The sequence below is a fragment of the Microbacterium cucumeris genome (genome assembly GCF_058349845.2).
This window is the reverse complement of record NZ_JBYRIZ020000001.1, coordinates 314,173-339,545: the sequence shown is the minus strand read 5'-3', so window position 1 is coordinate 339,545 and position 25,373 is coordinate 314,173. Positions and strand designations below refer to the sequence as shown.

29 protein-coding genes are annotated in these 25,373 nt (G+C 70.7%); 13 read left to right on the top strand and 16 right to left on the bottom strand.

Translation table 11 applies throughout. The annotated features are described in order from the left end of the window. Nucleotides 1-4: 4 nt before the first annotated feature. Genes AC3RXZ_RS01680 through AC3RXZ_RS01670 form a run of 3 tightly spaced genes read right to left on the bottom strand, consistent with a single transcriptional unit; the run spans nucleotide 5 to nucleotide 4,669 of the window. Nucleotides 5-1,153, bottom strand: coding sequence for an acyl-CoA dehydrogenase family protein (locus AC3RXZ_RS01680; protein ID WP_491492985.1), 1,149 nt, complete (start codon nucleotides 1,151-1,153; stop codon nucleotides 5-7). Beyond that, a complete protein-coding gene (locus AC3RXZ_RS01675) occupies nucleotides 1,146-3,116 on the bottom strand; it encodes an acetyl/propionyl/methylcrotonyl-CoA carboxylase subunit alpha (RefSeq protein WP_491492984.1) in 1,971 nt (656 codons plus the stop codon). The genes AC3RXZ_RS01680 and AC3RXZ_RS01675 overlap by 8 nt, the downstream gene beginning before the upstream one ends. After that, nucleotides 3,116-4,669, bottom strand: a complete 1,554-nt coding sequence (locus AC3RXZ_RS01670; protein ID WP_243225761.1) for a carboxyl transferase domain-containing protein — start codon at nucleotides 4,667-4,669, stop codon at nucleotides 3,116-3,118. Before AC3RXZ_RS01670 ends, AC3RXZ_RS01675 begins: the two co-directional genes overlap by 1 nt. A gap of 96 nt (nucleotides 4,670-4,765) precedes the next feature. On the opposite strand from AC3RXZ_RS01670, the gene AC3RXZ_RS01665 reads away from it, so the two are divergent. Continuing rightward, nucleotides 4,766-5,353, top strand: a complete 588-nt coding sequence (locus tag AC3RXZ_RS01665) for a TetR/AcrR family transcriptional regulator (protein ID WP_491492983.1) — start codon at nucleotides 4,766-4,768, stop codon at nucleotides 5,351-5,353. A 33-nt stretch (nucleotides 5,354-5,386) separates the two neighbouring features. Here the strand turns inward: AC3RXZ_RS01665 and AC3RXZ_RS01660 are convergent, their stop codons facing one another. Genes AC3RXZ_RS01660 through pdhA form a run of 3 tightly spaced genes read right to left on the bottom strand, consistent with a single transcriptional unit; the run spans nucleotide 5,387 to nucleotide 8,878 of the window. Further along, the gene (locus AC3RXZ_RS01660; protein WP_491492982.1) at nucleotides 5,387-6,754 is read right to left on the bottom strand and encodes a dihydrolipoamide acetyltransferase family protein; all 1,368 of its coding nucleotides are present in this window, start codon (nucleotides 6,752-6,754) and stop codon (nucleotides 5,387-5,389) included. Continuing rightward, nucleotides 6,751-7,761, bottom strand: coding sequence for an alpha-ketoacid dehydrogenase subunit beta (locus AC3RXZ_RS01655; protein ID WP_491492981.1), 1,011 nt, complete (start codon nucleotides 7,759-7,761; stop codon nucleotides 6,751-6,753). The genes AC3RXZ_RS01660 and AC3RXZ_RS01655 overlap by 4 nt, the downstream gene beginning before the upstream one ends. A gap of 1 nt (nucleotide 7,762) precedes the next feature. Beyond that, a complete protein-coding gene (gene pdhA / locus AC3RXZ_RS01650; RefSeq protein WP_491492980.1) occupies nucleotides 7,763-8,878 on the bottom strand; it encodes a pyruvate dehydrogenase (acetyl-transferring) E1 component subunit alpha in 1,116 nt (371 codons plus the stop codon). A 170-nt stretch (nucleotides 8,879-9,048) separates the two neighbouring features. On the opposite strand from pdhA, the gene AC3RXZ_RS01645 reads away from it, so the two are divergent. Further along, nucleotides 9,049-9,522: an Lrp/AsnC family transcriptional regulator gene (locus AC3RXZ_RS01645; protein WP_491492979.1), complete on the top strand. Its 474-nt coding sequence runs from the start codon at nucleotides 9,049-9,051 to the stop codon at nucleotides 9,520-9,522. Here the strand turns inward: AC3RXZ_RS01645 and AC3RXZ_RS01640 are convergent. Continuing rightward, nucleotides 9,494-10,399, bottom strand: a complete 906-nt coding sequence (locus tag AC3RXZ_RS01640; RefSeq protein WP_491492978.1) for an alpha/beta fold hydrolase — start codon at nucleotides 10,397-10,399, stop codon at nucleotides 9,494-9,496. The genes AC3RXZ_RS01645 and AC3RXZ_RS01640 overlap by 29 nt on opposite strands. 76 nt (nucleotides 10,400-10,475) lie before the next feature. Here AC3RXZ_RS01640 and AC3RXZ_RS01635 point away from each other — a divergent pair, with 76 nt between their 5' ends. Both AC3RXZ_RS01635 and AC3RXZ_RS01630 read left to right on the top strand, forming a co-directional pair. Further along, nucleotides 10,476-11,201, top strand: coding sequence for a 3'-5' exonuclease (locus AC3RXZ_RS01635; protein WP_491492977.1), 726 nt, complete (start codon nucleotides 10,476-10,478; stop codon nucleotides 11,199-11,201). Between the two features lie 37 nt (nucleotides 11,202-11,238). Then, nucleotides 11,239-11,535 (top strand): hypothetical protein, encoded by a 297-nt coding sequence (locus AC3RXZ_RS01630; RefSeq protein ID WP_491492976.1) that lies wholly within the window; start codon nucleotides 11,239-11,241, stop codon nucleotides 11,533-11,535. Nucleotides 11,536-11,596: 61 nt separating this feature from the next. Here the strand turns inward: AC3RXZ_RS01630 and AC3RXZ_RS01625 are convergent, their stop codons facing one another. The 3 genes from AC3RXZ_RS01625 to glgA all read right to left on the bottom strand — a co-directional run bounded on the left by AC3RXZ_RS01625 (nucleotide 11,597) and on the right by glgA (nucleotide 13,920). Beyond that, nucleotides 11,597-11,851 (bottom strand): type B 50S ribosomal protein L31, encoded by a 255-nt coding sequence (locus AC3RXZ_RS01625; RefSeq protein ID WP_045258427.1) that lies wholly within the window; start codon nucleotides 11,849-11,851, stop codon nucleotides 11,597-11,599. Between the two features lie 84 nt (nucleotides 11,852-11,935). Beyond that, nucleotides 11,936-12,718, bottom strand: coding sequence for an ABC transporter ATP-binding protein (locus tag AC3RXZ_RS01620; RefSeq protein WP_491492975.1), 783 nt, complete (start codon nucleotides 12,716-12,718; stop codon nucleotides 11,936-11,938). 17 nt (nucleotides 12,719-12,735) lie between these two features. Then, the gene (gene glgA, locus AC3RXZ_RS01615) at nucleotides 12,736-13,920 is read right to left on the bottom strand and encodes a glycogen synthase (RefSeq protein WP_491492974.1); all 1,185 of its coding nucleotides are present in this window, start codon (nucleotides 13,918-13,920) and stop codon (nucleotides 12,736-12,738) included. Nucleotides 13,921-13,966: 46 nt separating this feature from the next. Here glgA and AC3RXZ_RS01610 point away from each other — a divergent pair, with 46 nt between their 5' ends. From AC3RXZ_RS01610 to AC3RXZ_RS01600, 3 genes are read left to right on the top strand one after another with little or no spacing between them, the layout of a single operon-like run. Further along, nucleotides 13,967-15,211, top strand: coding sequence for a glucose-1-phosphate adenylyltransferase (locus AC3RXZ_RS01610; protein ID WP_491492973.1), 1,245 nt, complete (start codon nucleotides 13,967-13,969; stop codon nucleotides 15,209-15,211). Between the two features lie 53 nt (nucleotides 15,212-15,264). Then, on the top strand, nucleotides 15,265-15,900 hold the full coding sequence (serB, locus tag AC3RXZ_RS01605; protein WP_491492972.1) for a phosphoserine phosphatase SerB: 636 nt from the start codon (nucleotides 15,265-15,267) through the stop codon (nucleotides 15,898-15,900). 47 nt (nucleotides 15,901-15,947) lie between these two features. Further along, nucleotides 15,948-16,646 carry an alpha/beta fold hydrolase gene (locus tag AC3RXZ_RS01600; protein WP_491492971.1) on the top strand — a complete coding sequence of 233 codons (699 nt, stop codon included), beginning with the start codon at nucleotides 15,948-15,950 and terminating at the stop codon, nucleotides 16,644-16,646. Between the two features lie 46 nt (nucleotides 16,647-16,692). Here the strand turns inward: AC3RXZ_RS01600 and fabG are convergent, their stop codons facing one another. Then, nucleotides 16,693-17,403 (bottom strand): 3-oxoacyl-ACP reductase FabG, encoded by a 711-nt coding sequence (gene fabG / locus AC3RXZ_RS01595; RefSeq protein ID WP_243225779.1) that lies wholly within the window; start codon nucleotides 17,401-17,403, stop codon nucleotides 16,693-16,695. A gap of 142 nt (nucleotides 17,404-17,545) precedes the next feature. Here fabG and AC3RXZ_RS01590 point away from each other — a divergent pair, with 142 nt between their 5' ends. From AC3RXZ_RS01590 to AC3RXZ_RS01575, 4 genes are all read left to right on the top strand, one after another. Continuing rightward, complete coding sequence (locus AC3RXZ_RS01590; RefSeq protein ID WP_491492970.1) at nucleotides 17,546-18,268, top strand: DUF4190 domain-containing protein; 723 nt, start codon at nucleotides 17,546-17,548, stop codon at nucleotides 18,266-18,268. A gap of 63 nt (nucleotides 18,269-18,331) precedes the next feature. After that, nucleotides 18,332-18,682, top strand: a complete 351-nt coding sequence (locus AC3RXZ_RS01585) for a DUF3099 domain-containing protein (protein WP_243225781.1) — start codon at nucleotides 18,332-18,334, stop codon at nucleotides 18,680-18,682. After that, nucleotides 18,679-18,873: a hypothetical protein gene (locus tag AC3RXZ_RS01580; RefSeq protein ID WP_491492969.1), complete on the top strand. Its 195-nt coding sequence runs from the start codon at nucleotides 18,679-18,681 to the stop codon at nucleotides 18,871-18,873. Before AC3RXZ_RS01585 ends, AC3RXZ_RS01580 begins: the two co-directional genes overlap by 4 nt. Then, nucleotides 18,870-19,685, top strand: a complete 816-nt coding sequence (locus tag AC3RXZ_RS01575; protein ID WP_491492968.1) for an SURF1 family cytochrome oxidase biogenesis protein — start codon at nucleotides 18,870-18,872, stop codon at nucleotides 19,683-19,685. Before AC3RXZ_RS01580 ends, AC3RXZ_RS01575 begins: the two co-directional genes overlap by 4 nt. Before the next feature lie 26 nt (nucleotides 19,686-19,711). On the opposite strand, the gene AC3RXZ_RS01570 is transcribed toward AC3RXZ_RS01575, so the two are convergent. From AC3RXZ_RS01570 to AC3RXZ_RS01550, 5 genes are all read right to left on the bottom strand, one after another. After that, nucleotides 19,712-20,341 carry an HAD family hydrolase gene (locus AC3RXZ_RS01570; protein WP_491492967.1) on the bottom strand — a complete coding sequence of 210 codons (630 nt, stop codon included), beginning with the start codon at nucleotides 20,339-20,341 and terminating at the stop codon, nucleotides 19,712-19,714. 67 nt (nucleotides 20,342-20,408) lie between these two features. After that, nucleotides 20,409-22,007 carry an ABC-F family ATP-binding cassette domain-containing protein gene (locus AC3RXZ_RS01565; RefSeq protein ID WP_491493487.1) on the bottom strand — a complete coding sequence of 533 codons (1,599 nt, stop codon included), beginning with the start codon at nucleotides 22,005-22,007 and terminating at the stop codon, nucleotides 20,409-20,411. A gap of 91 nt (nucleotides 22,008-22,098) precedes the next feature. Continuing rightward, nucleotides 22,099-22,692, bottom strand: a complete 594-nt coding sequence (locus AC3RXZ_RS01560) for an energy-coupling factor transporter transmembrane component T family protein (RefSeq protein WP_491492966.1) — start codon at nucleotides 22,690-22,692, stop codon at nucleotides 22,099-22,101. After that, nucleotides 22,689-23,381, bottom strand: a complete 693-nt coding sequence (locus AC3RXZ_RS01555) for an energy-coupling factor ABC transporter ATP-binding protein (protein ID WP_491492965.1) — start codon at nucleotides 23,379-23,381, stop codon at nucleotides 22,689-22,691. Before AC3RXZ_RS01555 ends, AC3RXZ_RS01560 begins: the two co-directional genes overlap by 4 nt. Then, nucleotides 23,371-23,943 (bottom strand): biotin transporter BioY, encoded by a 573-nt coding sequence (locus tag AC3RXZ_RS01550; protein WP_491492964.1) that lies wholly within the window; start codon nucleotides 23,941-23,943, stop codon nucleotides 23,371-23,373. The genes AC3RXZ_RS01555 and AC3RXZ_RS01550 overlap by 11 nt, the downstream gene beginning before the upstream one ends. A 59-nt stretch (nucleotides 23,944-24,002) precedes the next feature. Here AC3RXZ_RS01550 and AC3RXZ_RS01545 point away from each other — a divergent pair, with 59 nt between their 5' ends. Both AC3RXZ_RS01545 and AC3RXZ_RS01540 read left to right on the top strand, forming a co-directional pair. Beyond that, nucleotides 24,003-24,638, top strand: a complete 636-nt coding sequence (locus AC3RXZ_RS01545; protein ID WP_491492963.1) for a TetR family transcriptional regulator — start codon at nucleotides 24,003-24,005, stop codon at nucleotides 24,636-24,638. A 35-nt stretch (nucleotides 24,639-24,673) separates the two neighbouring features. Next, on the top strand, nucleotides 24,674-25,369 hold the full coding sequence (locus tag AC3RXZ_RS01540; RefSeq protein ID WP_491492962.1) for a DedA family protein: 696 nt from the start codon (nucleotides 24,674-24,676) through the stop codon (nucleotides 25,367-25,369). Nucleotides 25,370-25,373 lie beyond the last annotated feature (4 nt).

The following is a 25,373-nucleotide window of genomic DNA, read 5'->3' as shown; positions in this document are numbered from 1 at the left end:
CACGCTACCCCGCCACGCCCAGGGCACGCGCGATGACGAGCAGCTGCACCTCGGTCGTCCCCTCGCCGATCTCGAGGATCTTCGAGTCCCGGTAGTGCCGCGCCACCGGGAACTCGTCCATGAAGCCGTTCCCGCCGAAGATCTGGGTCGCGTCGCGGGCGTTGTCCATCGCCGCCTCTCCCGCCACGAGCTTCGCGATCGCGGCTTCCTCGCCGAACGGCCGCCCCGCGTCCCGCAGGCGCGCGGCGTGGTGCCAGGCGAGTCGAGCGGTGTGCACGCGGGCCCGCATGCGCGCGAGCGTGAACTGCGCGTTCTGCCGCGTGCTGAGCGCCGCGCCGAACACGGTGCGGCTGCGGGCGTACGCCGTCGCCTCCTCGAGGCAGCCTTCCGCCGCCCCGGTCGACAGCGCCGCGATCGCGACCCGCCCCTCGTCCAGGATGCTGAGGAAGCCCGCGAATCCGCGCCCCTCCTCGCCCAGGAGGTTCTCCTGCGGGACGTGGGCATCGGAGAACGTCAGCGGATGCGTGTCGGATGCGCGCCAGCCGAGCTTGTCATAGGCGGGCTCGACCGTGAATCCCGGCGTCCCGTTCGGCACGATGATCGTGGAGATCTCCTTGCGCCCGTCGCGCTCCCCCGTGACGGCGGTCACGGTGACGAACCGGGTGATCGGCGTTCCGGAGTTGGTGATGAACTGCTTCGAGCCGTTGATGACCCACTCGTCGCCGTCCCGCCGCGCCGTCGTGCGCGTCGCCCCGGCGTCGCTGCCCGCCTCCGGCTCTGTGAGGCCGAACCCCGCGAGGGCGCGCCCGGCGAGCAGATCGGGCAGCAGCTCGGCGCGCTGCGCGTCCGTGCCGAACCGGAACACCGGCATCGCCCCCAGACTCACCCCCGCCTCGAGGGTGATGGCGATCGACTGGTCCACGCGCGCGAGTGCTTCGATCGCGATCCCCAGCGCCATGAGATCACCGCCCTGACCGCCGATCTCCTCGGGAAACGGCAGCCCGAACAGGCCGAGCTCCCCCATCTGCCGGACGACGTCCATGTTCAGCGTGTGCGTGCGATCCGCCTCGTACGCCTGCGGCGCGACGACGGTGTCGGCGAACTCGCGCACCATCGCGGCGAGTTCGCGCTCCTCTTCGGTCAGGTCAGTCATGGCTCTCCTCGGCCTCGACGCGAGCGACCGGTTGGTCGCGCCGCACCTGGTCGCCCTGTGCGACCAGGAGGTGAACCGCGCCGTCGTGCGGCGCGGTCACCGGGTGCTCCATCTTCATCGCCTCGATCGAGACGAGCACGTCCCCTGCGTTCACGCGGTCGCCCTCCGCGACGTGCACGGCCACGACGGCCCCGGGCATCGGAGCGCGCGCCTCGGGGTGGGTCGCGGCCTGCTCAGGATGCCGGGCGGCGAGGCGGTGCTCCATGGCCTGGCGCCGCGTCAGGGGGCGAAGGCGCACGGAACGCCCGGACTCGGCGACCCATACGTCTCCGTCGGGGGCGAGGGCTGCTTCCAGGGGGACGCGTTTCGACTCCTCGCTGCGCTCGTCGCTCAACGAACGAGAGGGGGCGGGGGCGGGAGCCACGACCTCGCAGTCGTCGGTCAGGAACGCGACGCGCGGCTCGCCGGAATCCTCCCCGCCCAGTCGCCACCCGCCCAGCGCAGCCCACGCCGCCCCCGCGCGAGCAACCGAATGCCGTGTGAGAAGCTCCTGCTCGCCTGGTCTCTCGCGCCGCACGTGGTCTCTCGCGGCGTCCAGCATGGCCTCGGACGGCGGCGCCGGCCTGACGGGCAGCAGCGTCTCGATCAGCCCGGTGTCCATATCGCCCGCCACCACGCGCTCGTTCCGGCACAGCGTCCGCAGGAACGCGATGTTCGTGTCCACGCCGAGCACGACGGTCTGCGCCAGCCCGGCGTCCAGCCGTTCCAGCGCGGTCGCGCGATCCGGGCCGTGCGCGACGACCTTCGCGATCATGGGGTCGTAGAAACCCGAGATCTCGGACCCCGTCTCGATGGCGGCGTCCGTCCGGACGCCGGGTGCGGCGGCGAACCGCAGCACGGTGCCGGTGGAGGGCAGGAACCCGCGCTCCGGCGATTCCGCGTACACGCGCGCCTCGACGGCGTGCCCATGCGCGGTCTGGATCGGTCCGAGACGCTCCCCGGCGGCGACGCGCAGCTGCAGCTCGACGAGGTCGAGGCCGGTGACCTCCTCGGTGACCGGATGCTCGACCTGCAGCCGCGTGTTCATCTCGATGAAGAAGACATCCTCCGGGGAGTCGGCGTCGACGAGGAACTCGACCGTGCCCGCGCCGAGGTAGTCCACGCTGGCCGCCACGCGCACCGCCTCGGTCCACAGCCGCTCGCGCAGAGTGTCCGGGATGCCGGCCGCAGGCGCCTCCTCGATCACCTTCTGGTGCCGGCGCTGCAGGGTGCATTCGCGCTCGCCGACGGCGACGACCGAGCCGTGCGCATCGCCGAACACCTGCACCTCGATGTGCCGGGGCCGGCGGATGAGCCGCTCCAGGATGAGGGCGTCATCGCCGAAGGATGCGGCCGCGACCCGGCGGGCGGAGGACAGCGCCGAGGACAGTCCCGCGGCATCCCGCACGGCCTCCATGCCCTTGCCTCCCCCGCCGGCGCTGGGCTTCACGAGAAGGGGGTATCCCACCTCCTCGGCGCGAGTGGCGATCTCGGCATCCGTCGCGCCTGCGGCGTCGAAGCCGGGGACCACGGGAACACCGTGCCGCACCACGTGGGCGCGCGAGCGCGCCTTGTCCCCCATGATCTCCAGCGCCTCGACGCCGGGACCGATGAACGCCACACCGGCCTGCGCACACGCGCGGGCGAGAGCCGCGCTCTCGGAGAGGAAGCCGTAGCCGGGGTGGACGGCCTCCGCTCCGCTCGCGCGCGCTGCCGAGATGACCGCGGTGACGTCGAGGTAGGAGTCGGCGGCGGGCGCGGGGCCGATCCGCACCGCTTCGTCGGCCTCGCGCACGTGAGGAGATTGCACGTCGGCATCGGAGTAGACGGCGATGCTGCGGATGCCGAGGCGGCGCAGAGTCCGGATGATCCGGCGTGCGATCTCGCCGCGGTTGGCGATCAGGACTGAGGTGTACACGGGCATCACATCCGGAAGACGCCGAAGCCCGGCGCGGGCAGAGGGGTACGGGAGACGACGTCGAGAGCGAGACCGAGCAGATCCCTGGTGCGGTCCGGGTCGACGATGCCGTCGTCCCAGAGCCGGGCGGTGGCGTAGTACGGCTCGCCCTGCTCCTCGTACTGCGCGCGCACGGGCTCCTCGAACGCCGCGCGTTCCTCGGCGCTCCAGGACTCGCCCCGGGCGGCCAGCTGGTCCTCCTTGACGGTCGCGAGGACGGAAGCCGCCTGGTTCCCGCCCATGACCGAGATCCGGCTGGCCGGCCAGGTCCACAGGAAACGCGGCGAGTACGCCCGACCGCACATCGAGTAGTTCCCGGCGCCGAACGATCCGCCGATGATCACGGTCAGCTTGGGGACCCTGGTCGTGGCGACCGCCGTGACCATCTTGGCGCCGTCCTTGGCGATGCCGCCGGCCTCGGCATCCGATCCGACCATGAAACCCGTGATGTTCTGCAGGAACAGCAGCGGGATGCCGCGCTGGTCGCACAGTTCGATGAAGTGCGCCCCCTTCACCGCCGACTCGCTGAACAGGACGCCGTTGTTCGCGACGATCCCGACCGGGTGCCCGTGGAGGCGCGCGAACCCGGTGACGAGCGTCGCGCCGTAGTCGGGCTTGAACTCGAGCCAGGACCCGCCGTCGATGAGCCGCACGATGACCTCGTGCACGTCGTAGCCCGCGTTCACGTCGACGGGGACCACGTCGTACAGCGAGGACTGCTCGGCGGGCGCGACGCCGTCCGCGACGGGCCAGGCCGGATCCGCCGGCGGGGGCAGTGTCGCGACGATGTCGCGGAGGATCTCCAGGGCGTGCTCGTCGTCCTCGGCGAGGTGGTCCACGACTCCGGAACGTCGCGCGTGCAGTTCGCCCCCGCCGAGCTCCTCGGCCGTGACGACCTCGCCGATGGCCGCCTTCACGAGCGGCGGGCCGCCGAGGAAGATGGTGCCCTGGCCGCGGACGATCACGGTCTCGTCGCTCATCGCCGGTACGTACGCGCCGCCCGCCGTGCACGAGCCGAGCACCGCCGCGAGCTGAGGGATGCCCGCTGCCGACAGACGCGCCTGATTGAAGAAGATGCGGCCGAAGTGGTCCCGATCGGGGAAGACCTCGTCCTGCTTGGGCAGGAACGCGCCGCCCGAGTCCACCAGATACAGGCAGGGCAGGCGGTTCTCCAGAGCGATCTCCTGAGCGCGCAGATGCTTCTTCACCGTCAGCGGCAGGTAACTCCCGCCTTTCACCGTCGCGTCGTTGCAGACGACCATGACGTGCCGACCGTGGACCAGTCCGATGCCAGCGATGACACCGGCTCCGGGTACCTCTCCCCCGTACAGCCCTTCCGCGGCGAGCGGAGCGACCTCGAGGAACGCGCTCCCCTCGTCCAGCAGCCGCGTGACGCGCTCGCGGGGCAGGAGCTTTCCCCGCTCGACGTGGCGGCGGCGCGCGGCCTCGGATCCGCCCTCGGCGCTGCGTGCCAGTCGGTCGCGCAGCTGATCGGCGAGCTCGCGCTGGGTATATGACATCGTGATGTCCTCCTCGACTCACGAACTGGTGCCCGACCGGGCCGGTCGGTTAGTGTTCACTAACCCGTTCATTTAGGTTAGCGAGCATTAACTGAGATGACAACCCCCGTCACGGCGCGCGATCGCGCCAAGGCCGAACGCTCCGGGGCCCTGCTGGCCGCCGCCGCCACCCTCTTCGCCGAGCGCGGGTTCTCGGGCGTGAGCCTGGAGGACATCGGAGCCGCCGTCGGCGTCTCCGGGCCCGCCGTGTACCGGCACTTCGACGGCAAGCAGGCCCTGCTGGGCGCCCTGCTCATCGGCGTCAGCCGCGATCTCGTCACGGGGGGCACCGCGGTGTCGGATGCCGCGGCCGCCGGCGAGGGGCGCATGCGCGCCCTCGTCCGCTTCCACGTGGACTTCGCGCTCGGCCACGCCGACGTGATCCGCGTGCAGGATCGCGACCTGCCGCACCTCTCGGACGACGACCGCGCACAGGTGCGCCGACTGCAGCGCACCTACATCGATCTCTGGATGGCGGCGCTCTCGACGCTGCGCGACGTGCCGGCGGACGAGCTGCGCCTGCGGGTGCAGGGCGGCTTCGGACTCATCAACTCGACCCCGCACAGCACCCGCTCGGCGGCGCGCTCCCAGTCCGCGACGGCCGCCGTCCTCGCCGACATGGCGTACGCCGCACTGACCGCGTGATCGGCGCGGCCGACGCATCCTGAGCGAGCGGAATCAGGCCATCAGCATCGCGCGCCCCGGTTCCTCGAGGACATCCGCGACGTCCTTGAGGAACCGCGCCCCTTCGGCACCGTCCACGACCCGGTGGTCGAAGGACAGGCTCAGCGTCATGACCTGGCGCACCGCGAGCTCGCCCCGATGGACCCACGGCTGCGGCCGGACGGCGCCGACGGCCAGGATGCCGGACTGCCCCGGCGGGAGGATCGGCGTTCCGGCATCGATGCCGAACACGCCGATGTTCGTGATCGAGAAGGTCCCTCCGGCGAGCTCCGCCGGCGACGTCCGCCCTGATCTCGCCGTCTCGGTCAGTGCCGAGAGCGCATCGGCGAGGCCCACCAGCGAGAGCCGTTCGGCGTCGCGGATGTTCGGCACGATCAGACCGCGATCGGTGGCCGCGGCGATGCCGAGATCCACGAAATGATGCTGCACGATATGCCCGGACTCGTCGTCCCAGCGCGCGTTGAGGCCCGGCGTGCGGGCGAGCGCGAGGCAGACGGCCTTGGCGACGACCGCGAGGGGACCGATCCGGTGCCCCGCGAGGGCCCGGTCCGCCTTCAGAGTCGCGATGAGCTCCATCGTCGCCGTGACGTCCACCGTGTGGAAGCAGGTCACGTGCGGCGCCGTGAAGGCGCTCGACACCATCGCCTCCGCGGTGTGCTTGCGCACGCCGCGGATCGGGATCCTCGTCTCCCGCTCCGTCGGGGCGGACGCCGACTCGGGTGGCCGGACCGGCGTCCCGACGGGCGCGACCCGCTCCGCGTACGCGTCCACGTCGGCGCGCGTGATCGGCCGATCGCCGACCTCGGCGGCGACGAGCACGAGGTCGACGCCGAGCCGCTTGGCGTGGGCGCGCACCGGCGGCGTCGAACGAGGGCGCTCCCCCGGCACGGTCTCGACGGGCCCGGTCGGCAGCGCGTCGTGCGGCGCAGCCTCCAGCACGGCCGTGTCGACGGCGGATGCTGCGGCTGCCGCCGTGCGCCGTGCACGCCGAGCGGGGCGCGATCCGCCCGCGGGCGCCGCCCCGTAGCCGACGAGGTTCGCCTGGGCCGCCGGAGTGTCCCCAGGAGCGGCGGCCGCGGCGCTCGCGGTCTCCTCCGCGTCGGAGGCGGGGCCGCCGTCCTGGCCCTCGACGTCGAAGGCGATCAGCGCGGCGCCGACCGCGACGGTCTCCCCCGCGTCCGCATGCAGCGCCGTCACGACGCCGTCGTACGGGGACGGGAGCTCCACGATCGCCTTGGCCGTCTCCACCTCCGCGAGAGTCTGGTTCAGTGCGACCGTGTCGCCGGGGGTGACCAGCCACTGCACGATCTCGGCCTCGGTCAGGCCCTCACCGAGATCGGGGAGTCGGAACTCGACGGTCATGCTCCGGCCTCCGTCATGCTGTGCGGTCGATCGAGGACCCGGTCGACCGCGTCCAGGATGCGGTCGAGATCGGGCAGATGGTGCTTCTCGAGTTTGGCCGGCGGATAGGGGATGTCGTGTCCCGTGACGCGCAGCGGCGGCGCCTCGAGATACTCGAAGCAGAGCTCGGTGATGCTCGCGATCACCTCGGCGGCGACGCCGGCCTCCCGCGACGCCTCGTGCGCGACGACGACCCGGCCGGTGCGCCGCACGGACGCGGCGACCGTGTCATAGTCCACGGGAGACAGCGAGCGCAGGTCGATCACCTCCAGGTCGATGCTGTCGTCCTCGGCGGCGGCCGCGGCATCCAGAGCCGTCGACACCATCGCACCGTACGTCAGCACCGTCGCATCGCGGCCCGGCCGCACCACCTGGGCCAGGCCCATCGGCACGGCGTCCGCGAGGGGGCCATCGAGGTCGACCTCGCCCTTGTGGTGGTACAGCCGCTTCGGCTCGAAGAAGATCACCGGGTCGTCGCTGGCGATCGCCTGTCGCAGGCACCGGTAGGCGTCCTGCGGATTCGACACGGCGATCACGCGGAGCCCCGCGGTGTGCACGAAGTACGCCTCCGGGGACTCGGAGTGATGCTCGGCAGCACCGATCCCGCCCGCCCACGGGATGCGGATCGTGATCGGCATCTTCACCCGGCCCTGGGTGCGGTAGTGCAGCTTCGCGACCTGCGAGACGATCTGGTCGAACGCGGGGTACACGAACCCGTCGAACTGGATCTCGACCACCGGCCGGTATCCCCGGAACGCCAGCCCCACCGCCGTGCCGACGATGCCGGACTCCGCCAACGGAGTGTCGATGACGCGCGCGGCGCCGAACTCGTCGATCAGTCCGTCCGTGATGCGGAAGACGCCGCCCAGGCGACCGATGTCCTCGCCCAGGATCACGACCCTGTCGTCGTCGCGCATCGCCTGCGCGAGTCCGGCTCCGAGCGCCCTGCCGAGTGTCATCTCGGTCATCTCAGGCCTCCTCGTCGAAAGAGCGGAGGTAGGCCGCGTACGCGTCCCGCTCACGCTCGATTCCGGTGTGCGGCTCGGCGTACACGCCGTCGAACACCGCCAGCGGCTTCCGCGTCACCAAGCCGATGCAGGCCGCGCGCATGGCGCGCGCCGCCTGATCGGCGTCGGAGCGGGCCGCGTCGATCTGCGCCTCGTCCAGCTCTCCGCGAGCCATGAGGAAGGCCTCCAGCCGGGCGATCGGATCCCGTGTCCGCCAGGCCTCGAGCTCGGCCGGGTCGCGGTAGCGCGTCGGATCGTCGGCCGTGGTGTGCGGCCCCATGCGATAGGTGACGGCCTCGATGAAGACGGGTCCCTTGCCGCTGCGCGCGTGGTCGAGGGCCCAGCGCATCGCCGCGAGGCACGCCAGGACGTCGTTGCCGTCGACGCGCATGCTGGGGATGCCGAAGGCCGGGGCGCGGCCCGCGATCGGATACCTCGACTGCACCGCGACCGGCTCGGAGATCGCCCAGTGGTTGTTCTGGCAGACGAACACCACCGGGGCCGCATATGAGGACGCGAAGACCATCGCCTCGCTGACGTCGCCCTGGCTGGTCGCTCCGTCGCCGAAGTACGCGACCGACACCTCGTCGGTCGCGTCGCGCTGGATCCCCATGGCGTAGCCGACCGCGTGCAGGCTCTGAGCGCCGATGATGATCTGCATGGGCGCGCAGCGCAGGCGATCGGGGTCGTAGGCCGAGCCCTCCTCGCCGCGCCATGTGCGCACGAAGTCGGCCGGCTCCGCGCCGCGCGCATAGATGACGCCGGTCTCCCGGTAGCTCGGGAACACGAAATCCTGCGGAGCGAGAGCGCGGGCCGTGCCGATCTGCGCGGCCTCCTGCCCCTGGCACGGCGCCCACAGCCCGAGCTGGCCCTGGCGCTGCAGCGCGAAGCCCTCGGCGTCGATGCGGCGGAGCACGACCATGTCGCGGTGCAGGTCGCGCAGCTGCGCGGCATCCACATCGGCGACATGGCGGTCCAGTTCCGGATGCGGCAGGCGCGATCCGTCCGGCGCGATGAGGCGCTCGACGAGGTCGATGTCCTGAGGGGTGTCGGTGATCGGAGTGGTCTGCGGTGACATCTTCGTCCTCCTGTTCGCGCGGCTCCTCGTGAGAGCGCTGCTGCACGGCGCCGACATCGTCATCGGCTTCTTCGAGGCTACGTCCGATGATCACCTCGCTCAAGCATCTCGGCGGTCGTTGAGCATGTTGCCCAGATCCGCCCGGACGCACCCTGCTAGGGTTTGGCACTATGTCAACGCTGGACCGCATCGACCTCGAGTTGCTCACCTCCCTCGCCGAGGACCCGCGCGCCACCATCGTCGCCCTCGCCGAACGCCTCGGACTCTCCCGCAACACCATCCAGGCACGGATGGCGCGGCTGGAGCAGAGCGGCGTGCTCCTGTCGTACGAGCGGTCCTTCTCCCCCGAGGTGCTGGGCTTCCCGCTGCAGGCCTTTATCAGCATCGGACTGCGTCAGACCGAGCTGCCGCGCATCACCGGTGAGCTCGCGCGCATCCCCGAGATCCTGCAGGTGCACGGGCTGAGCGGCTCGATCGACCTGCTGGCACGTGTGGCGTGCCGCGATGCCCGGCATCTGTTCGACACCGATGCCCGCATCCTCGCCATCGACGGCGTCGAGCGCACCGAGACGTCGCTCGCGATGGGAGAGGTGATCCCCTATCGGGTCGCCGGCCTCATCGGGCTGGCACGACGGGAAGCCTGAGGAAGCGCCGGATCGCCCCGGCCGCCTCGGCCGGAGTCTCGTAGTGGATGAGGTGCCCGACGTCGGCGATCTCGACCAGCTCTGCACGAGGGAACAGCGTGGCCAGATGCCGTTCGTCCTCAATCGGGGTGATGTCGTCCTGCTGCGCCGCGACGAGCAGGGTCGGGACGTCGATGAGCGGCGCGAACGCGCGCACGTCGTGCGAGACGCTCGCGACGAAGGCGTCCCGCAGCACGTCCCGATCCGCGAAGCGCGAGAAGTACGTGTCGTGCTGCTCATGGATGAATCGGCGCAGCTGAGGGTCGCGCGTCTTGGCCATCGTGATGCTCATGACGCGCACGATGAGCGGATTGCGCAGCAGCGCGGTGCCCAGCCGCTCGGGCAGTCTCGCCCCCAGCGCGTAGTAGAGCACGGCCAGTCGCGTCATCAGCCCTTTGGGCCCCTCCAGGGCGGGGGCGCCGATCGGGTTGACGAGGATCAGCCGCTCGGTCGCGAGGCCGCGGGCGACCGCCGCTGAAGCGACGATGGAGCCGAAGGAATGGCCGAGGATCACGGCTCCGGGCGCCACGGCTCCTGCGAAGGCCGTGAGCCAGTCCGCGTAGCGCTCGAGGTCGTGCTGTCCGCCCGGAAGGGGCGCCGTCTCCCCGAACCCCGGCAGGTCCGGGGCGAGCACCCGAAGGTCGGGGAGGTACGCCAGCACCGGTTCGAGCCCGTGGTGCTCGCCGCGGAAGCCGTGCACCACGATCACGGTGGGCCGGTCATCGGAGCCCTCCGCCTGCGCCCCGTACTCCCAGTACGCCGTGACGCCGCCGTCGACCTCGACCTCGAGACGTTCGACAGGCAGGTCCTTGAGGCGGTCGGCGTACGGCGATGGCATGCTCCGAGTCTACGGGCGCACAGCCGGCCGGAGAGTCGCCGCGACGATGTCCGAGCCTCGTCCTACCGTGTGGATCATGACCGACGCGACCGCGCTCCCCGACTGGCTCACCCGCATCGGCGTGTTCGACCTCGAGACCACCGGAGTGGACGTCTCCCGCGATCGGATCGTCACCGCCCACGTCGGCGTCCTCGACGCCCACGGCCGCCAGATCGCGGCCCGGTCGTGGATCGCGGATCCGGGCATCCCGGTGCCCGACGGCGCCGCCGCGATACACGGTTTCACGACCGAGCGCGTGCGCCGCGAGGGGCGTCCGGCGGCCGACGTCGTCCGCGAGGTGACGGGATCGTTGCGGGCCCTGCTCGATCAGGGCATGCCCGTCGTGGCGTACAACGCGTCCTACGACTTCTCGCTGCTGTTCCATGAATGCCTTCGGCACGGCATCGCACCGCTCGAGGATCCCTCTCCCGTGATCGATCCCCTCGTGATCGACAAGGCCGTCGATCGCTATCGCCGGGGAAAGCGGACTCTCGAGATCGTCGCGGAGCACTACGCCGTCCCGCTGGACGGCGCGCACGAGGCCTCCGCCGACGCGATCGCCGCCGGGCGGGTCGCTCAGGAACTCGGGCGCCGCTTCGAGCTGCCGGTGTCGGCGACCGAGCTGCACACCCGTCAGATCGGCTGGGCGCGTACGCAGGCCGAGAGTCTCACCGAGTACTTCATCCGCATCGGGCGCATCGATCCCGACGACAGCATCGACGGGGCCTGGCCCATCCGCGACGGCGCTGAGTCCGCCGGATAGCGGTGCCGAGACCGGCCCGCGGGCCTAGACTCGGGGCATGAGCGACGTCCTGGGCTGGACGACCATCGCCGTCGTCGTCGGCATGATCCCCGTCCTGCTGTTCACCGGATTGCGGCACGTCTTCTCGCGCCGCCCGATCGAGGAGAAGTACTCGGGACTCTCCGCCGGCGGGCTCGTCGGCGTCTTCGATGCCGTGTGGTCGCCGTCCGCCCATGAGGCGAGCCAGGAGCGCGACCGGCAGCAGCGCGCCTCGGTCCCGGCGCCGACGCCCGACAAGGGGCCAGGGGTCATGGATGCCGAGGGGCGCATCGTCATCGAGGTCGACGAGCACTGAGCATCCGACGACGAAGGTCCCGGCTCCGTCGCGGAGCCGGGACCTTTCTCGTGCGGGATGCTTACTTGCTGCCGCCGAAGCCCTTGAAGCGCTGGTTGAACTTCTCGACGCGACCGGCCGAGTCCATGATGCGCTGCTTGCCCGTGTAGAACGGGTGCGAGGCCGAGGAGATCTCGACGTCGATGACGGGGTACTCCACGCCGTCCAGCTCGATGGTCTTGTCGCTGGTGACGGTGGAGCGGGTGAGGAACGTCTCACCCGAGCCGAGGTCGCGGAACACGACGGCCTGGTAGTCGGGGTGAATGTCAGTCTTCATGGGATTCCTTACGTTTGCCCTGGATTCTGCCAGGAGCGAGGGAAGTCTGCGGTGCCGAATGCACCAAAGAGCGATTCTAGCAGATCAGGCGGCGCGGGCCGTATAGCGGCCGCTGTCCGTCGTGAGCGCGATCGGCAGGCCGAACGTCTCGGTGAGCGACTCCGCGGTGAGCGCCTCGGCGATCGGGCCCTGGGCGACGACACCGCCGTCACGCAGCAGCAGCACGTGCGTGAATCCGACCGGGATCTCCTCGACGTGGTGGGTGACCATGACCATGGCGGGCGTCGTCGGAGAGGACGCGTAGCCGCTGAGGAGGGCGAGCAGCTCTTCGCGGGAGCCGAGGTCGAGCGAGGCGGTGGGCTCGTCCAGAAGCAGCAGTTCGGGGTCGGTCATGACCGCGCGGGCGATCTGCACGCGCTTCTGCTCGCCGTCGCTGAGCGAGCCGAACAGCCGGTCCGCCAGGTGATCGAGCTTCCAGTCCCCCAGCACGCGCAGGGCGCGGCGCTCGTCGATGTTCTCGTACTCCTCGTTCCAGCGCCCCATCACCGAGTACGCCGCCGTGAGCACCGCGTTGACCACGGTCTCGTCCCGAGGGATGCGCTTGGCCATCGCCGAGGACGCGAAGCCGATCCGCGGTCGCACCTCGAACAGGTCCGTCCGGCCGAGGGCCTCCCCCAGCACCGTCACCGAGCCCGACGTGGGGTGCAGCAGCGTGTCGGCCAGCTGCAGCAGGGTGGTCTTCCCCGCACCGTTCGGGCCGAGGACGGCCCAGCGTTCGTCATCCGCGACCCGCCAGGTCACATGATCGACGATGTTGCGCCCGTCACGGCGCACGACGACATCGGTGAGGTCCAGGGCACTCGGCATGCCCTCAGCCTATCGGCTCAGCCGACGAGCTCCCGGTAGAGCGCCCGCGTGGTGTCCGCGATCGATGTCCAGCTGAACCGCGTCGCGGCGCGCTCGCGTCCGGCCGCGCCGAATGCCCGTGCGCGCTCCGGATCGGCGACGACCTCGGCGAGAACCGCGGCGAGATCAGCGACGTAGCGATCGGGGTCCACCGGGGTCCCCGTGCCGTCCTGCACCTGCTCGATGGGCACCAGACGACCCGTCACGCCGTCCTCGACGACCTCGGGGATGCCGCCCGTCGCCGTACCCACCACCGCGGCTCCGCAGGCCATCGCCTCGAGGTTCACGATGCCGAGGGGCTCGTATACCGAGGGGCACACGAAGGCGGTGGCCGCCGTGAGGATCGCAGAGAGCTCGGGCCTCGGCAGCATCCGCTCGATCCAGATGACGCCTTCGCGCGTGCGCTGCAGTCGCCGGACGCCCTCCTGGACCTCGGTCATGATCTCCGGCGTGTCCGGTGCCCCGGCGCACAGGACGATCTGCACCTCGGGCGGGAGCTCGGCGGCGGCGCGCAGCAGGTACGGCAGGCCCTTCTGCCGCGTGATCCGCCCGACGAAGACGATGGAGGGCTGCGCAGGGTCGAGGCCGATGTCGGCCAGGAACGCCGCGTCGTCGACGGGGTGCCACTGCTCGACGTCGATTCCGTTGTGGATCACTCGGACGCGCGCGGGGTCGACCTGGGGATAGCTGCGCAGGATGTCCTCGCGCATGCCAGCGCTGACTGCGATGATCGCTGCGGCGTTCTCGTAGGCGAGGCGCTCGATCCCGCTGGAGACCGCGTAGCCGCCGCCGAGCTGCTCGGCCTTCCAGGGGCGAAGCGGCTCGAGGCTGTGCGCGGTGAGGACGTGCGGGATGCCGTGCAGCTGGGCGGCGAGGTGCCCGGCGAAGTTCGCGTACCAGGTGTGCGAGTGGACGAGGTCGGCGCCGGCGATGTCGCCGACCATCACGAGATCGGTGCCGAGCGTCTGCAGCGCAGGGTTCGCCGAGGCCAGTTCGGCGGGCGTCCGGTACGAGCTCACCCCGGGTGCGGATCGTTCGGCGCCGAACGCGCGCACCCGCACGTCGATGCCCTGACGGAGCGCGGAGACGAGCTCCGTCACGTGCACGCCGGCGCCGCCGTAGATCTCCGGCGGGTATTCCTTCGTGATCATGTCGACGCGCATGTCTGAACGCTAGTACAGCGGGGTGTCGGCCATCTATGGTGGAGCCATGGCGGCACCGCGGAAGGTCTTCGGCATCATCCTCGCCGGCGGCGAGGGGAAGCGGCTCATGCCGCTCACGGCGGATCGGGCCAAACCGGCGGTGCCCTTCGGGGGCCAGTACCGGCTCATCGACTTCGCCATCTCGAACCTGATCAATTCCGGCCTGCGACAGGTCGTCGTGCTCACCCAGTACAAGTCGCACAGCCTCGACCGGCACATCTCGCAGATCTGGCGGATGTCCGCCCTGCTGGACTCGTACGTCACGTCCGTCCCCGCGCAGCAGCGCCTCGGGAAGCGCTGGTTCTCCGGCTCCGCCGACGCGATCCTGCAGAGCCTGAACCTCATCAACGACGAGAAGCCGGACATCGTCGTCGTCATCGGCGCCGACCACGTCTACCGGATGGACTTCCGTCAGATGCTCGAGGCGCACATCGCCTCCGGCGCCAAGGCGACGGTCGCCGGGATCCGCCAGCCGCTCGCGCTCGCGAACCAGTTCGGCGTGATCGATGCCGACCCGGACGGCTCCGGTCTGGTCCGGGACTTCCTGGAGAAGCCCGTGGACGCCGTGGGACTCGCGGATTCCCCGCACGAGGTGCTGGTGTCGATGGGCAATTACATCTTCGATGCCGACGCGCTCATCGCAGCGGTCGAGGCCGACGGCGAGCTTCCGACATCGGGCCACGACATGGGCGGCGACATCATCCCCTACTTCGTCGAGCGCGGCGAGGCGGGCTATTACGACATGAAGCAGAACGACGTCCCCGGATCGTCTCCGCGTGATCGCGCGTACTGGCGCGACGTCGGGACGATCGACTCGTTCTTCGATGCGCACATGGACCTCATCGCCACGCTCCCGGTGTTCAACCTCTACAACACGCTGTGGCCGATCCGGTCGCAGAGCGTCAACGCCCCGCCGGCCAAGTTCGTGCGGGACGCCGTGGGCCGGATCGGCAACGCGATCGATTCGATCGTGTCCCTCGGCTCGGTGCTGTCGGGAACGCATCTGGAACGCAGCGTGGTCGGACCCGGCACGCTGGCGGGCGGCGGATCGACGATCACGGATTCGGTGCTGTTCGATCAGGTCCGGGTCGGTCAAGGCGCTCGCGTGCATCGCGCCGTCCTCGACAAGAACGTGTTCCTCGAGGACGGAGCGACCGTCGGGGTGGATCGCGAACGCGATCTCGAGCGCGGCTTCACCGTCACCGAATCCGGGATCACGATCGTCGGCAAGGGCGTGCGGATCGATCGCTGACGGCATCCGCGCCGCGGCGGGTTGCCCCCCGGCGGTGCCCTAGGCTTTCACGCGTGATCCCTGCGCGCTTCCTCGTCGTCCTCGATGCCGATTCCACGCTGATCCAGGACGAGGTGATCGAGCTTCTCGCGGACGAGGCCGGACGACGCGCCGAGGTGCAGGCCGCGACCGAGGCCGCGATGCGCGGCGAGGTCGACTTCGCTGCCAGCCTGCGCTCGCGGGTCGAGGCGCTCAGAGGCGTGCCGACGGATGCCTTCGCCCGCGTGCGCGCGCGGATCCGTCCCACGCCCGGCGTCCGCGAGCTCACTGCCGCCGTGCACGAGCGCGGGGGTGTCGTCGGCGTGGTGTCCGGGGGCTTCCACGAGATCCTCGACCACATCGCGCCCGGACTCGGCGTCGACCGCTGGCGGGCGAACCGCCTCGAGGTCGCCGAGGACGCGCTCACCGGAAGGGTGGACGGCGACATCGTCGATGCCACCGTGAAGGCCGCGTCCCTTCAGGAATGGGCTGCCGAGCTCGGAGTCGCCCGCGCGGCGACGATCGCGATCGGCGACGGCGCGAACGACCTGCGCATGATGTCCGTCGCCGGCCTCGGACTCGCGTTCAACGCCAAGCCGGCTGTGCGCGAGCAGGCGAACGTGGTCATCGGGGCGGCGGACCTGCGCCAGGTGATCCCTCTGCTGCCCTAGCCGTTCCGGCCTGGCGCGATGTCGGACGTCGCGCGTAGCGTCGTCTCATGGACATCATCCTGGTACCCGGACTGTGGTTGGACGCCTCCTCGTGGGACGACGTCGCCCCCGCGCTCACGGCCGCCGGCCATCGTGTGCACGCTTTGACCATGCCCGGCCTCGGGGCGCGGGCCGAGGAGTCGAAGGACATCGGGCTCGCCGACTGGGTGAGCGCCGTGGTCGAGCGCATCGACGAGCTCAACGGTCCCGTCGTCCTCGTGGGGCACTCCGGCGGCGGCAATGTCGTGTGGGGTGCGGCGGACGCCAGGCCCGACCACGTCGTCCGCGTCGTGTTCGTCGATTCCGCTCCGCCCGCCCCCGGGCACGCGATCTCGGAGTTCGACGTCGTCGACGGTGTCATCCCCTTCCCCGGGTGGGACTTCTTCCCGGACGAGGACGTGGCGGATCTCACCCCCGAGGTGCGCGCCCGGACCGCGCCGACGACCCGGAGCGTGCCCGAGTGCGTGCCGACGGACCCGATCTCGCTCACCGGCGGACGCCACCGGGTGCCGGTCACGATGCTGATGGGCGGCATGGACCAGCAGGCCTTCGAGGCCGAGGTCGAGAACTGGCCGCCGTTCGCCGACGAGTACCGCGCCATCGACGACGCGACGGTCGTCCGCATCGGTTCCGGTCACTGGCCGCAGTTCAGCGTGCCCGACCGGCTCGCGCAGCTGATCCTGGACGCCATGGCCGAGACCTCCTGACCGGATCGCGCAGACGAAACGCGCCTCGGCGCCCCGCCGATGCGGGTCAGTGCCCCATGCCGAGACCGCCGTCGACCGGGATGACCGCGCCGGAGATGTAGGCGGCGTCGTCGCCGGCGAGCCACGTCACGACGCCCGCGACCTCGTCCGCGGTCGCGAAACGGCCGGCCGGGATGCTGGCCCGGTACTGCTTCTGAGTCTCCTCCGGGAGCTCGGCGGTCATGTCCGTCTCGATGAAACCCGGAGCGACCACGTTGGCGGTGATCCCGCGGCCGCCGAGCTCGCGCGTCAGGGACCGGGCGAAGCCGACCAGGGCGCTCTTGGAGGCCGCATAGTTGATCTGGCCGGCCGAGCCGTAGAGCCCGACCACGCTCGAGATCAGGATGACCCGCCCGAAGCGCGCACGCAGCATGCCCTTCGACGCGCGTTTGACCACGCGGAACGAGCCGCCGAGGTTCGTCGACACGACGCTGTCGAAGTCCTCCTCGGTCATGCGCAGCAGGAGGGTGTCCTTCGTGATGCCTGCATTGGCGACCACGATCTCGACCGGTCCGAGGGCGTTCTCCACCTCGGTGAACGCGGCGTCGACCGCCGCGGCATCCGTCACATCGGCCCGCACGGTGAGCGTGCCCTCGGGCCCTTCGCCGCTGCGCGCGGTCACGGCGACGCGATAGCCGTCGCGGACGAACCGCTCGGCGATGGCACGGCCGATGCCGCGGTTGCCTCCGGTGACCAGGACGACGCGTCCTTCGCTCATGTGACACTCCAGCTCGTCGGATATCGGGCCTGGCAATCCTATCGGGACGTACGACACGTCCCCGCGGTGCCGGGGGCCTGTCGATGACGTGTTTGACACGTTCCCGCGAGGCTGGGAGCCTGTCGATGACGAAAGGGACTTCGTGAACGACCACAGCCTGCCCGGCGGCGACCCGAGCACCGTGCCCCCGACCGCACCCCCGGCCCACGCCGCCCCGCAGGCACCGGTTCCGCCGTACGCGGAATCCGTGCAGCCGCCGACGCCGTCGTCCGCGCAGCCCGACGCGACCGCGCACGCGCACGCGCAACCCTACGGGCAGTCCGGGACGGCCACGCCGTCCGGCGGACAACAGTACCCCGGACCGTCGTACCCAGGGCAGCCGAATGCCGGACCCCCATACGCGCAGCCGTCGTCGGCTCAGCCGCACGCCGTCCAGCCGTACGCCCAGCCGCCCTCCGGACACCCGCACGCCGTGCAGACCTCCTCCCAGCCGGGTGCCATGCAGCCGTACGCCCAGCCCGCGGATCCCGGCGTCGCATACCCCGCCGGCGGATACCCGACGGCACCCTACGTCCCGCGTCCGAACAGCGGCCTGGCGATCGCCTCGCTGATCTGCGGCATCGCGGGCCTCGTGCTCGCCGCGTTCCTCGTTCCTCTGATCGCCTCCGTCGTGGCGATCATCACCGGCCACATGGGCCTCAACCAGATCAAGCGGAACCCCGCTCTGGGCGGCAAGGGTCTCGCGATCACAGGTCTCGTCCTCGGATACATCGGCGTCGCCTTCCTGGTGCTCTTCGTGGGCATCATGCTCTTCTCCCTGCTGTTCGTCGGCGGCCTCGGTCTCCTTCCCCTGTTCTGGCTCTGAACACCCTGCCCCGTCGCATCCGGCGCATCCGGAACGCCCGGCGCGGCGTAGGCTTGATGCATCGTGAAACACACCCGTGACGCCGCATCCGTCACCTCGCTTCCGCAGTCGCCGAAGGCCGAGGCGGACTCGCGCACGCGCCGGTACCTGATCTCGATGTCGATCCGGATGGTGTGCTTCGCACTGGCCCTGTTCGTCACGCCCTACGGCTGGTACACATGGGTGTTCGCGATCGCGGCCGGCGTGCTGCCCTACATCGCCGTGGTAGCAGCCAACGCGGGCAGCGACAGCACCGTGACGCGCGCGGAATCGCCCCAGCAGGCGCTGGAGGCACCCACAGGGAAGCCGTCCTCCGCGCCGGTCGAGCCGCCGGTGATCCGCATCTCCGAGAAGGGTCGGGACGCCGCCCCGTGACCGACCTGGAATGCTCCCGCGCCGGCTGCCGCTCCGCCGCGACCCACCGCATCGTCTGGCGCAACCCCCGCATCCACGCGGCGGACCGCGAGAAGATCTGGCTCGCGTGCGATGAGCACCTCGGCTTCCTGAGCGACTATCTGCGTGCTCGCGACTTCCCCGTCTCCGTGCGCGCGGGGGTGACCGGATGAGCAATCGGCACCTGCGGTGGGGCGCCTATGTCCTCGTCGCGATCGGCTTCGCCGTCGCGTGCGCCTTCCTGTCGCACTGGCAGTTCGACCGCAGCGAGAGCCGCAGCGCGCAGCTGGCGCTCATCGAGCAGAACCACGACGCGGATCCGGTTCCGCTCGCCGACCTCCTCGGGCCCGACGGCGTTCTCGATCCGCAGGACGAGTGGCGTCCCGTCGTGCTGACCGGCGAATACCTCGCCGACGAGCAGGTCCTGGTGCGCAACCGCCCCCACGGCGGCACGAGCGCGTTCGAGGTGCTGGTGCCGTTCCAGGACAGCGAAGGCCGCGTCTTCCTCGTCGATCGCGGCTGGGTGCCGCCGGGCGAGGGCGAATCGCCGGACGCCGTGCCCGCGGCGCCGTCCGGCGAGGTCGAGGTGGTGGTGCGCCTGCGGCCCACCGAGGAGCTGCCCGCCTCGGGGCGCAGCGCACCGGAGGGACAGGTCCCCACCATCCACGTGCCCACGGTCGCTGCGGCGCTGCCGCAGCACGACGTCGTGACCGGCGCGTACGGACAGCTCGTGAGCGAGGACCCGGCCCCCGACGAAGCCCTGGGCGGCTTCGACAGGCCCACCGCGGACCCCGGGATGAACCTCTCCTACGCGATCCAGTGGATCCTGTTCGCGGTCATGGGGTTCGTCTTCATCGTCTACATCATCCGCACCGAGATCACGAAGCACCGCGAAGAGGTCGAGGGCCGTCCGTCCGCACCGAAGAAGGTCCGGCGCGATCGCGATGCGCAGGCCGAGGACGAGCTGCTCGACGCTGCGACCTGAATCCGGGATCTCTCCGACGTACGGTCTCAGATCAGGGAGAGCAGCTCCTCGAGTGCGTCGACGCTGGTCGTCGACGCGGGCAGATGCTGGTGCCCGCCGGCGAAGTGCACGAAACGGGCGCCCAGTCGCGCGGCGATCTCCTGATCGTGATTGGTGTCGCCGATCAGGAGGATCCGCTCCGGAGGGATCCCGGTGCTGTGCACCCACTCGGCGATGACCGCGTCCTTCGACGCCGCATAGGCGTCGCTGATGCCCCTCACCTCTTCGAACTGGCCGGCGAGGTCGTGCGGACGCATCTGCTCCGCCAGAACGTGGGACAGGGTGGCCGAGGCGAGCACCTGACGCACGCCCCTGCGGGCGAAGGCGTCGATCGTCGACCTCGCGTCGCTGTGGAGGAGCGCCGAAGAGATGCGCTCGGGAAGCAACGCCAGATACTCGTCCGCAGCCTCGGGGAACTCGTCGCCCTCGATGCCGACCGAGGCGTAGAAGTCCCGCACCGGGAACCGGAAGCGCGCCCGATAGTCCGACAGCGTGGGAATCGGTTCGCAACCGCGACCCACCAGGACGTCGTTCATGGTGCGATGGCAGATGGCCACGTCGTCGAGGAGTGTGCCGTTCCAGTCCCAGCAGATCGCCTCGATCTCGTCTTCCCTCATCCGTCGACCGTAGCTCAGGCATCCGACAGCCTCGGCGTCCGAGAGGTCCCAGGACGAGGCGACGTCCCTACGCCAGCTCGATGAGCTCCTGGTACTCCTGGTTCCAGATGTCCTCGACGCCGTCGGGCAGGATGAGGACGCGTTCCGGGTTCAGCGACTGCACAGCACCGGGATCGTGGGACACGAGCACCACGGCGCCCTCATAGTGCGCCAGGGCGCCGAGGATCTCCTCGCGCGAGGCCGGATCGAGGTTGTTGGTCGGCTCGTCGAGCAGCAGCAGATTGGCGGAGGACACGACGAGGGTGGCGAGCGACAGACGGGTCTTCTCTCCACCCGACAGGACGCCGGCGGGCTTGAGCACGTCGTCACCGGTGAACAGGAAGGAGCCGAGCACCTTGCGCGCTTCGGTCTCGGTGATGTGCGGAGCCGCGGAGACCATGTTCTCGAGCACCGAACGGTTCACGTCGAGGTTCTCGTGCTCCTGCGCGTAGTACCCGACCTTGAGTCCGTGACCGGGCTCGAGGCGCCCGGTGTCCGGCTGGTCGACACCGGCCAGCATTCGCAGCAGCGTGGTCTTGCCCGCGCCGTTGAGTCCCAGCACGACGACCTTCGATCCGCGGTCGATCGCCAGGTCGACGTCCGTGAAGATCTCGAGCGACCCGTACGACTTCGACAGGCCGGAAGCCATCAGCGGGGTCTTCCCGCACGGAGCGGGCTTCGGGAACCGCAGCTTCGCGACGCGGTCCTCCTGACGGACCTCGTCGAGTCCGGCCAGGAGCTTCTCGGCGCGCGCCATCATCTGGTGAGCCGCGGCGGCCTTGGAGGCCTTCGCGCCGAAGCGCGCTGCCTGCTGCTGCAGCGTCGTCGCCTTCTTCTCGGCGTTGGCGCGCTCCTTCTTGCGGCGCTCTTCGTCCGCGACGCGCTGGCGCAGGTAGTTCTTCCAGTTCATGTTGTACGTGTCGATGACCTGGCGGTTCGCGTCCAGGTAGAACACCCGGTTCACGGTCTCCCCCACGAGCTCCTCGTCGTGGCTGATGACCACGAGCCCGCCCTTGTAGTTCTTCAGGAACTCGCGCAGCCACACGACGCTGTCGGCGTCGAGGTGGTTGGTGGGCTCGTCCAGGATCATCGTGTCGGCGTCCGAGAACAGGATGCGGGCCAGTTCGATGCGCCGGCGCTGACCGCCCGAGAGCGTCTTGAGCGGCTGATCGAGGATCCGGTCGGGCAGAGACAGGTTGTTCGCGATCGAGGCGGCCTCGGCCTCGGCCGCGTAGCCGCCCTGCCCTTCGAACTGCTCCGTCAGCCGCGCGTACCGCTTCATGGCCTTGTCCGCGACGGCCGGGTCGTCCGATCCCATCGCGACGGTCGCCTCGGCCATGCCGAGCGCCAGCGTGCCGAGCCCGCGCGCGTCCAGGATGCGCGTGCGCGCCAGCATCTCCGGGTCGCCGGACCGCGGATCCTGCGGCAGATAGCCGAGCTCACCGGAGCGCGTGACCTGGCCGCCCGACGGGAGGACGTCCCCCGCGAGCACCTTGGTCAGCGTCGTCTTGCCCGCCCCGTTGCGGCCGACCAGGCCGATCTTGTCGCCGTCGGACACGCGGAACGACACGTTCTCCATCAGCAGGCGCGCGCCAACGCGGATCTCGAGTTCGTGCACGGCAAGCACAGCGGACGTCCGTTTCATCAGGGGGTGGATGCGGCCAAGGGGCCAGCCTCCCAGTATAGGTCGGCTGTGCTGTGCACTCCCCCGGCACGGCTCACACCAGGCCGCGCGCGGCCAGTGCGTCCCCGACGTCGTCGGCGTGACGCAGCGCCATCACCAACAGCGGAACGGCCGATCGGATGCCGAGCCGCACGCCCCTCGCCTGCTGCGCTTCGCGCACGCGCCCCGCGAAGCCGGCCACGACCGGGATCATCGTGATCGTCAGCGACACCGTCATCGCCACCGCGTCCGCGTCGATCCCGAGGCGGCTCAGCGGCCGCAGCATCCGATGCAGCACGTCCAGGAGCGCACCCATCGTCGTGGTCAGGGTGAGGAGCCCCGCCAGCAGCACGAGCGCCACCACCCGGCCCGTGCTGATCAGCGCGTTCTGCGGAGAGGTGAAGACGAACAGCAGGCCGCCGAGGACGAGGATCATCCAGCGCAGCTGCCACAGCTGCGCTGCGAGCACCCGCACCGGCATGCGCGCCAGCGCGTACAGCGTCGCGACGGCGCCCAGCGCGATCGCGATGCTCACCGGATCATGGGGATGCAGCGAGAGCACGAGTGCGCACACCGCGAGTCCGGCGAGCTTCGCGCCGGCCGGCATGCGGTGCAACGGGCTGGAGCCGGCGCGGTACAGGGACCTCATGCGCGCCGTCGCCGGTACCAGGCGATGAGGTCGGCGGGGTCGCCGACGTCGGCGAGGCGGCCGCCGTCGAACAGCACGGCCGTGTCGCAGCGACCGGCGAGCTCCAGGTCGTGCGTCACCAGCACCACGGGCGCGTCCTGCTGCAGCAGCAGGTCTCCGATGCGCCGCGCGTTGTGCAGGTCCAGCAGCGTGGTGGGTTCGTCCGCGACGATCAGGTCGGGTTCCGTGATGAGCACGGACGCCAGCGCCAGCATCTGTCTCTGCCCGCCCGACAGAGCGGATGAAGGGACGTCGGCGTGTCCGGAGAGGCCGTGCTCGGCGAGTGCCAGGGCCACGCGACGGTCGATCTCGTCCCGGCCGCGACCGCGCAGCGACAGGGCGAGATCCTCGGCAGGTGTGGGCATGAGGATCTGCGCGTCGGGGTTCGTGAACACGAATCCCACGCGACGGCGCAGCGCCACGCGGTCTGCCACCGCGTCGAGGCCGAGCACCCGGACGCTCCCGCTCGTCGGCGCGATGAGGCCGTTGAGCAGCCGGGCGAAGGTGGACTTGCCCGACCCGTTGGCCCCGATGACGGCGATGCGCCGCTCGCTCAGGGACACGTCGACGTCGGTCAGCACAGCCCTCCCGTCGATCTCCACGCGGACGGCACGCAGATCGACCGTGGCCAGACCCGTGTCAGGCCGCATGCGCGCGGGCCCTGGCGCCGAACGCCGGCGGATAGGCGCGGCGCAGCGCCAGCGCGAGCACGGTCGCCGCGATCGCCTTCAGCACGTCGCCGGGCAGGAACACCAGGCTGGCCAGCGCGGTCGGTCCCAGTCCCAGGCCCATCACGGCAGCCTGCACCGGGATGCCGATGAGGTAGACGACGCCGATGCCGCCGACCACGGTGGCGAAACCCGTCCGCCACCAGGTCATCCGGCCGCTGTGCGCGATCAGTCCCGTCACGAACGCTCCGGCGACCCAGCCCACCAGATATCCCGCGCTCGGCCCGGTGAACGACGCGATCCCCCCGTGTCCGCCCGCGAGCACCGGCAATCCGATCGCGGCGAGCACCAGCACGAGAAGGACGGCGAGCGGCCCGCGCCGCGGACCCAGGACCGTGCCGGCGAGCATCACGCCCAGCGTCTGACCGGTGACCGGCACCCCGGTGGGCAGCGGCACCGTCACCATGCCGAGCACGATGATGAGCGCCGCGAAGATCGCGATGCGCGCCAGCTCGCGACCGAGGTCGCCGCTTCTCTCGGACATGTGTCTCCTCGCAGTTCCTGAACGGTGTTCACCTGAACGGCGTTCAGTATAGTGAGAGCATGATGGTCCCGCGCAACTCCGACCCTCAGGCACGTCACGACCGCGACAGCGTGGCCGATACCGCCCTGCGTCTGCTCGACGAGGTGGGTCTGCCCGACCTGAGCATGCGGCGGCTGGCCGGCGAGCTCGGGATCCAGCCCAGCGCGCTGTACTGGCACTTCGACAGCAAGCAGGAGCTGCTCGGCGCGATCGCCGAGCGCATCCTCGCGCGCATCCCGCCTCTCGCGGCCTCCTCGGGTTCGGATGCCGAGGTGCTGGCCTGCGCCCGCGGCATCCGGGACGCGCTGCTCGCCTACCGCGACGGCGCCGAGGTCGTGCTGAGCTCCTATGCGCTCGGATTCGGCGTGGGACGCGCCGAGACGGAGCTGCGCCGCGCCCTCGGCGCCCGCACGACGCGCTCCCCCGAGACGGCCGCGGCGACGCTGCTGCAGTTCGTCATCGGGCACGCGCTGCTCGTCCAGCAGCGGCTCCACGCCGAGAGCCATGGGGCTTCACGAGCAGGCCAGGATGACGCCACCGCCGACGTCTCCGCCGTGTTCGACGACGGCGTGAGACTGTTCCTGCAGGGCGTCGACGGCCCCGGCGCCGGCGCGAAGACCACTCCGAGGTATGACACGGTCGATACCAGCGAGTGATGTGCCCTGGGGCGCCCACTTCCTACCGTCGAGGCATGGACGTCGTCAACGATCTCATCCTCGCCGCAGCCGCCTCCCCGTGGCTCCTGCTCGTCATGTTCGCCGTCGCGATCATCGACGGGTTCTTCCCGCCCGTCCCCAGCGAGACGGTGCTGGTGGCCGCTGCCGCGGCCGCGGCGTCCACCGGCGGGACGAACATCGTCCTGCTCGCCGCGGTCGCGGCGACGGGAGCGCTGATCGGCGACAACATCGCGTACGCGATCGGCCGCGGCCTGGGCACGCGACGCTTCGGGTGGATGCGCCGCCCTCGCGTCGCAGCCGCGTTCGACCGCGCCGAACGGACGCTGGCACGCAACGGCGCCGGCCTCATCCTCGGCGCGCGGTACATCCCCGTCGGCCGGGTGGCCGTGAACATGACCGCCGGCGCCCTGCGCTACCCGTGGCGGCGCTTCCTCCCGCTGAGCGCGCTCGCCGGACTCAGCTGGGCCGTGTACAGCGCCGGCATCGGGATGCTCGCCGGGCACTGGATCGAGGACCAGCCGCTGCTGAGCGCCGTGTTCGGCATCGCCGTCGCCCTGATCCTGGGCTTCGCCATCGATCGCGTCGCGGCGATCCGCCGTCGTCGCGCCGCGGAGACCCCGGCCGGCACCGAGGCCGGCCACCCCGCGGACGCGGTTGAGGTCGTCCCGGCCGGGGCTGGCCGCGGCGGGACGGCCGAGATGCGAGGATGACTCC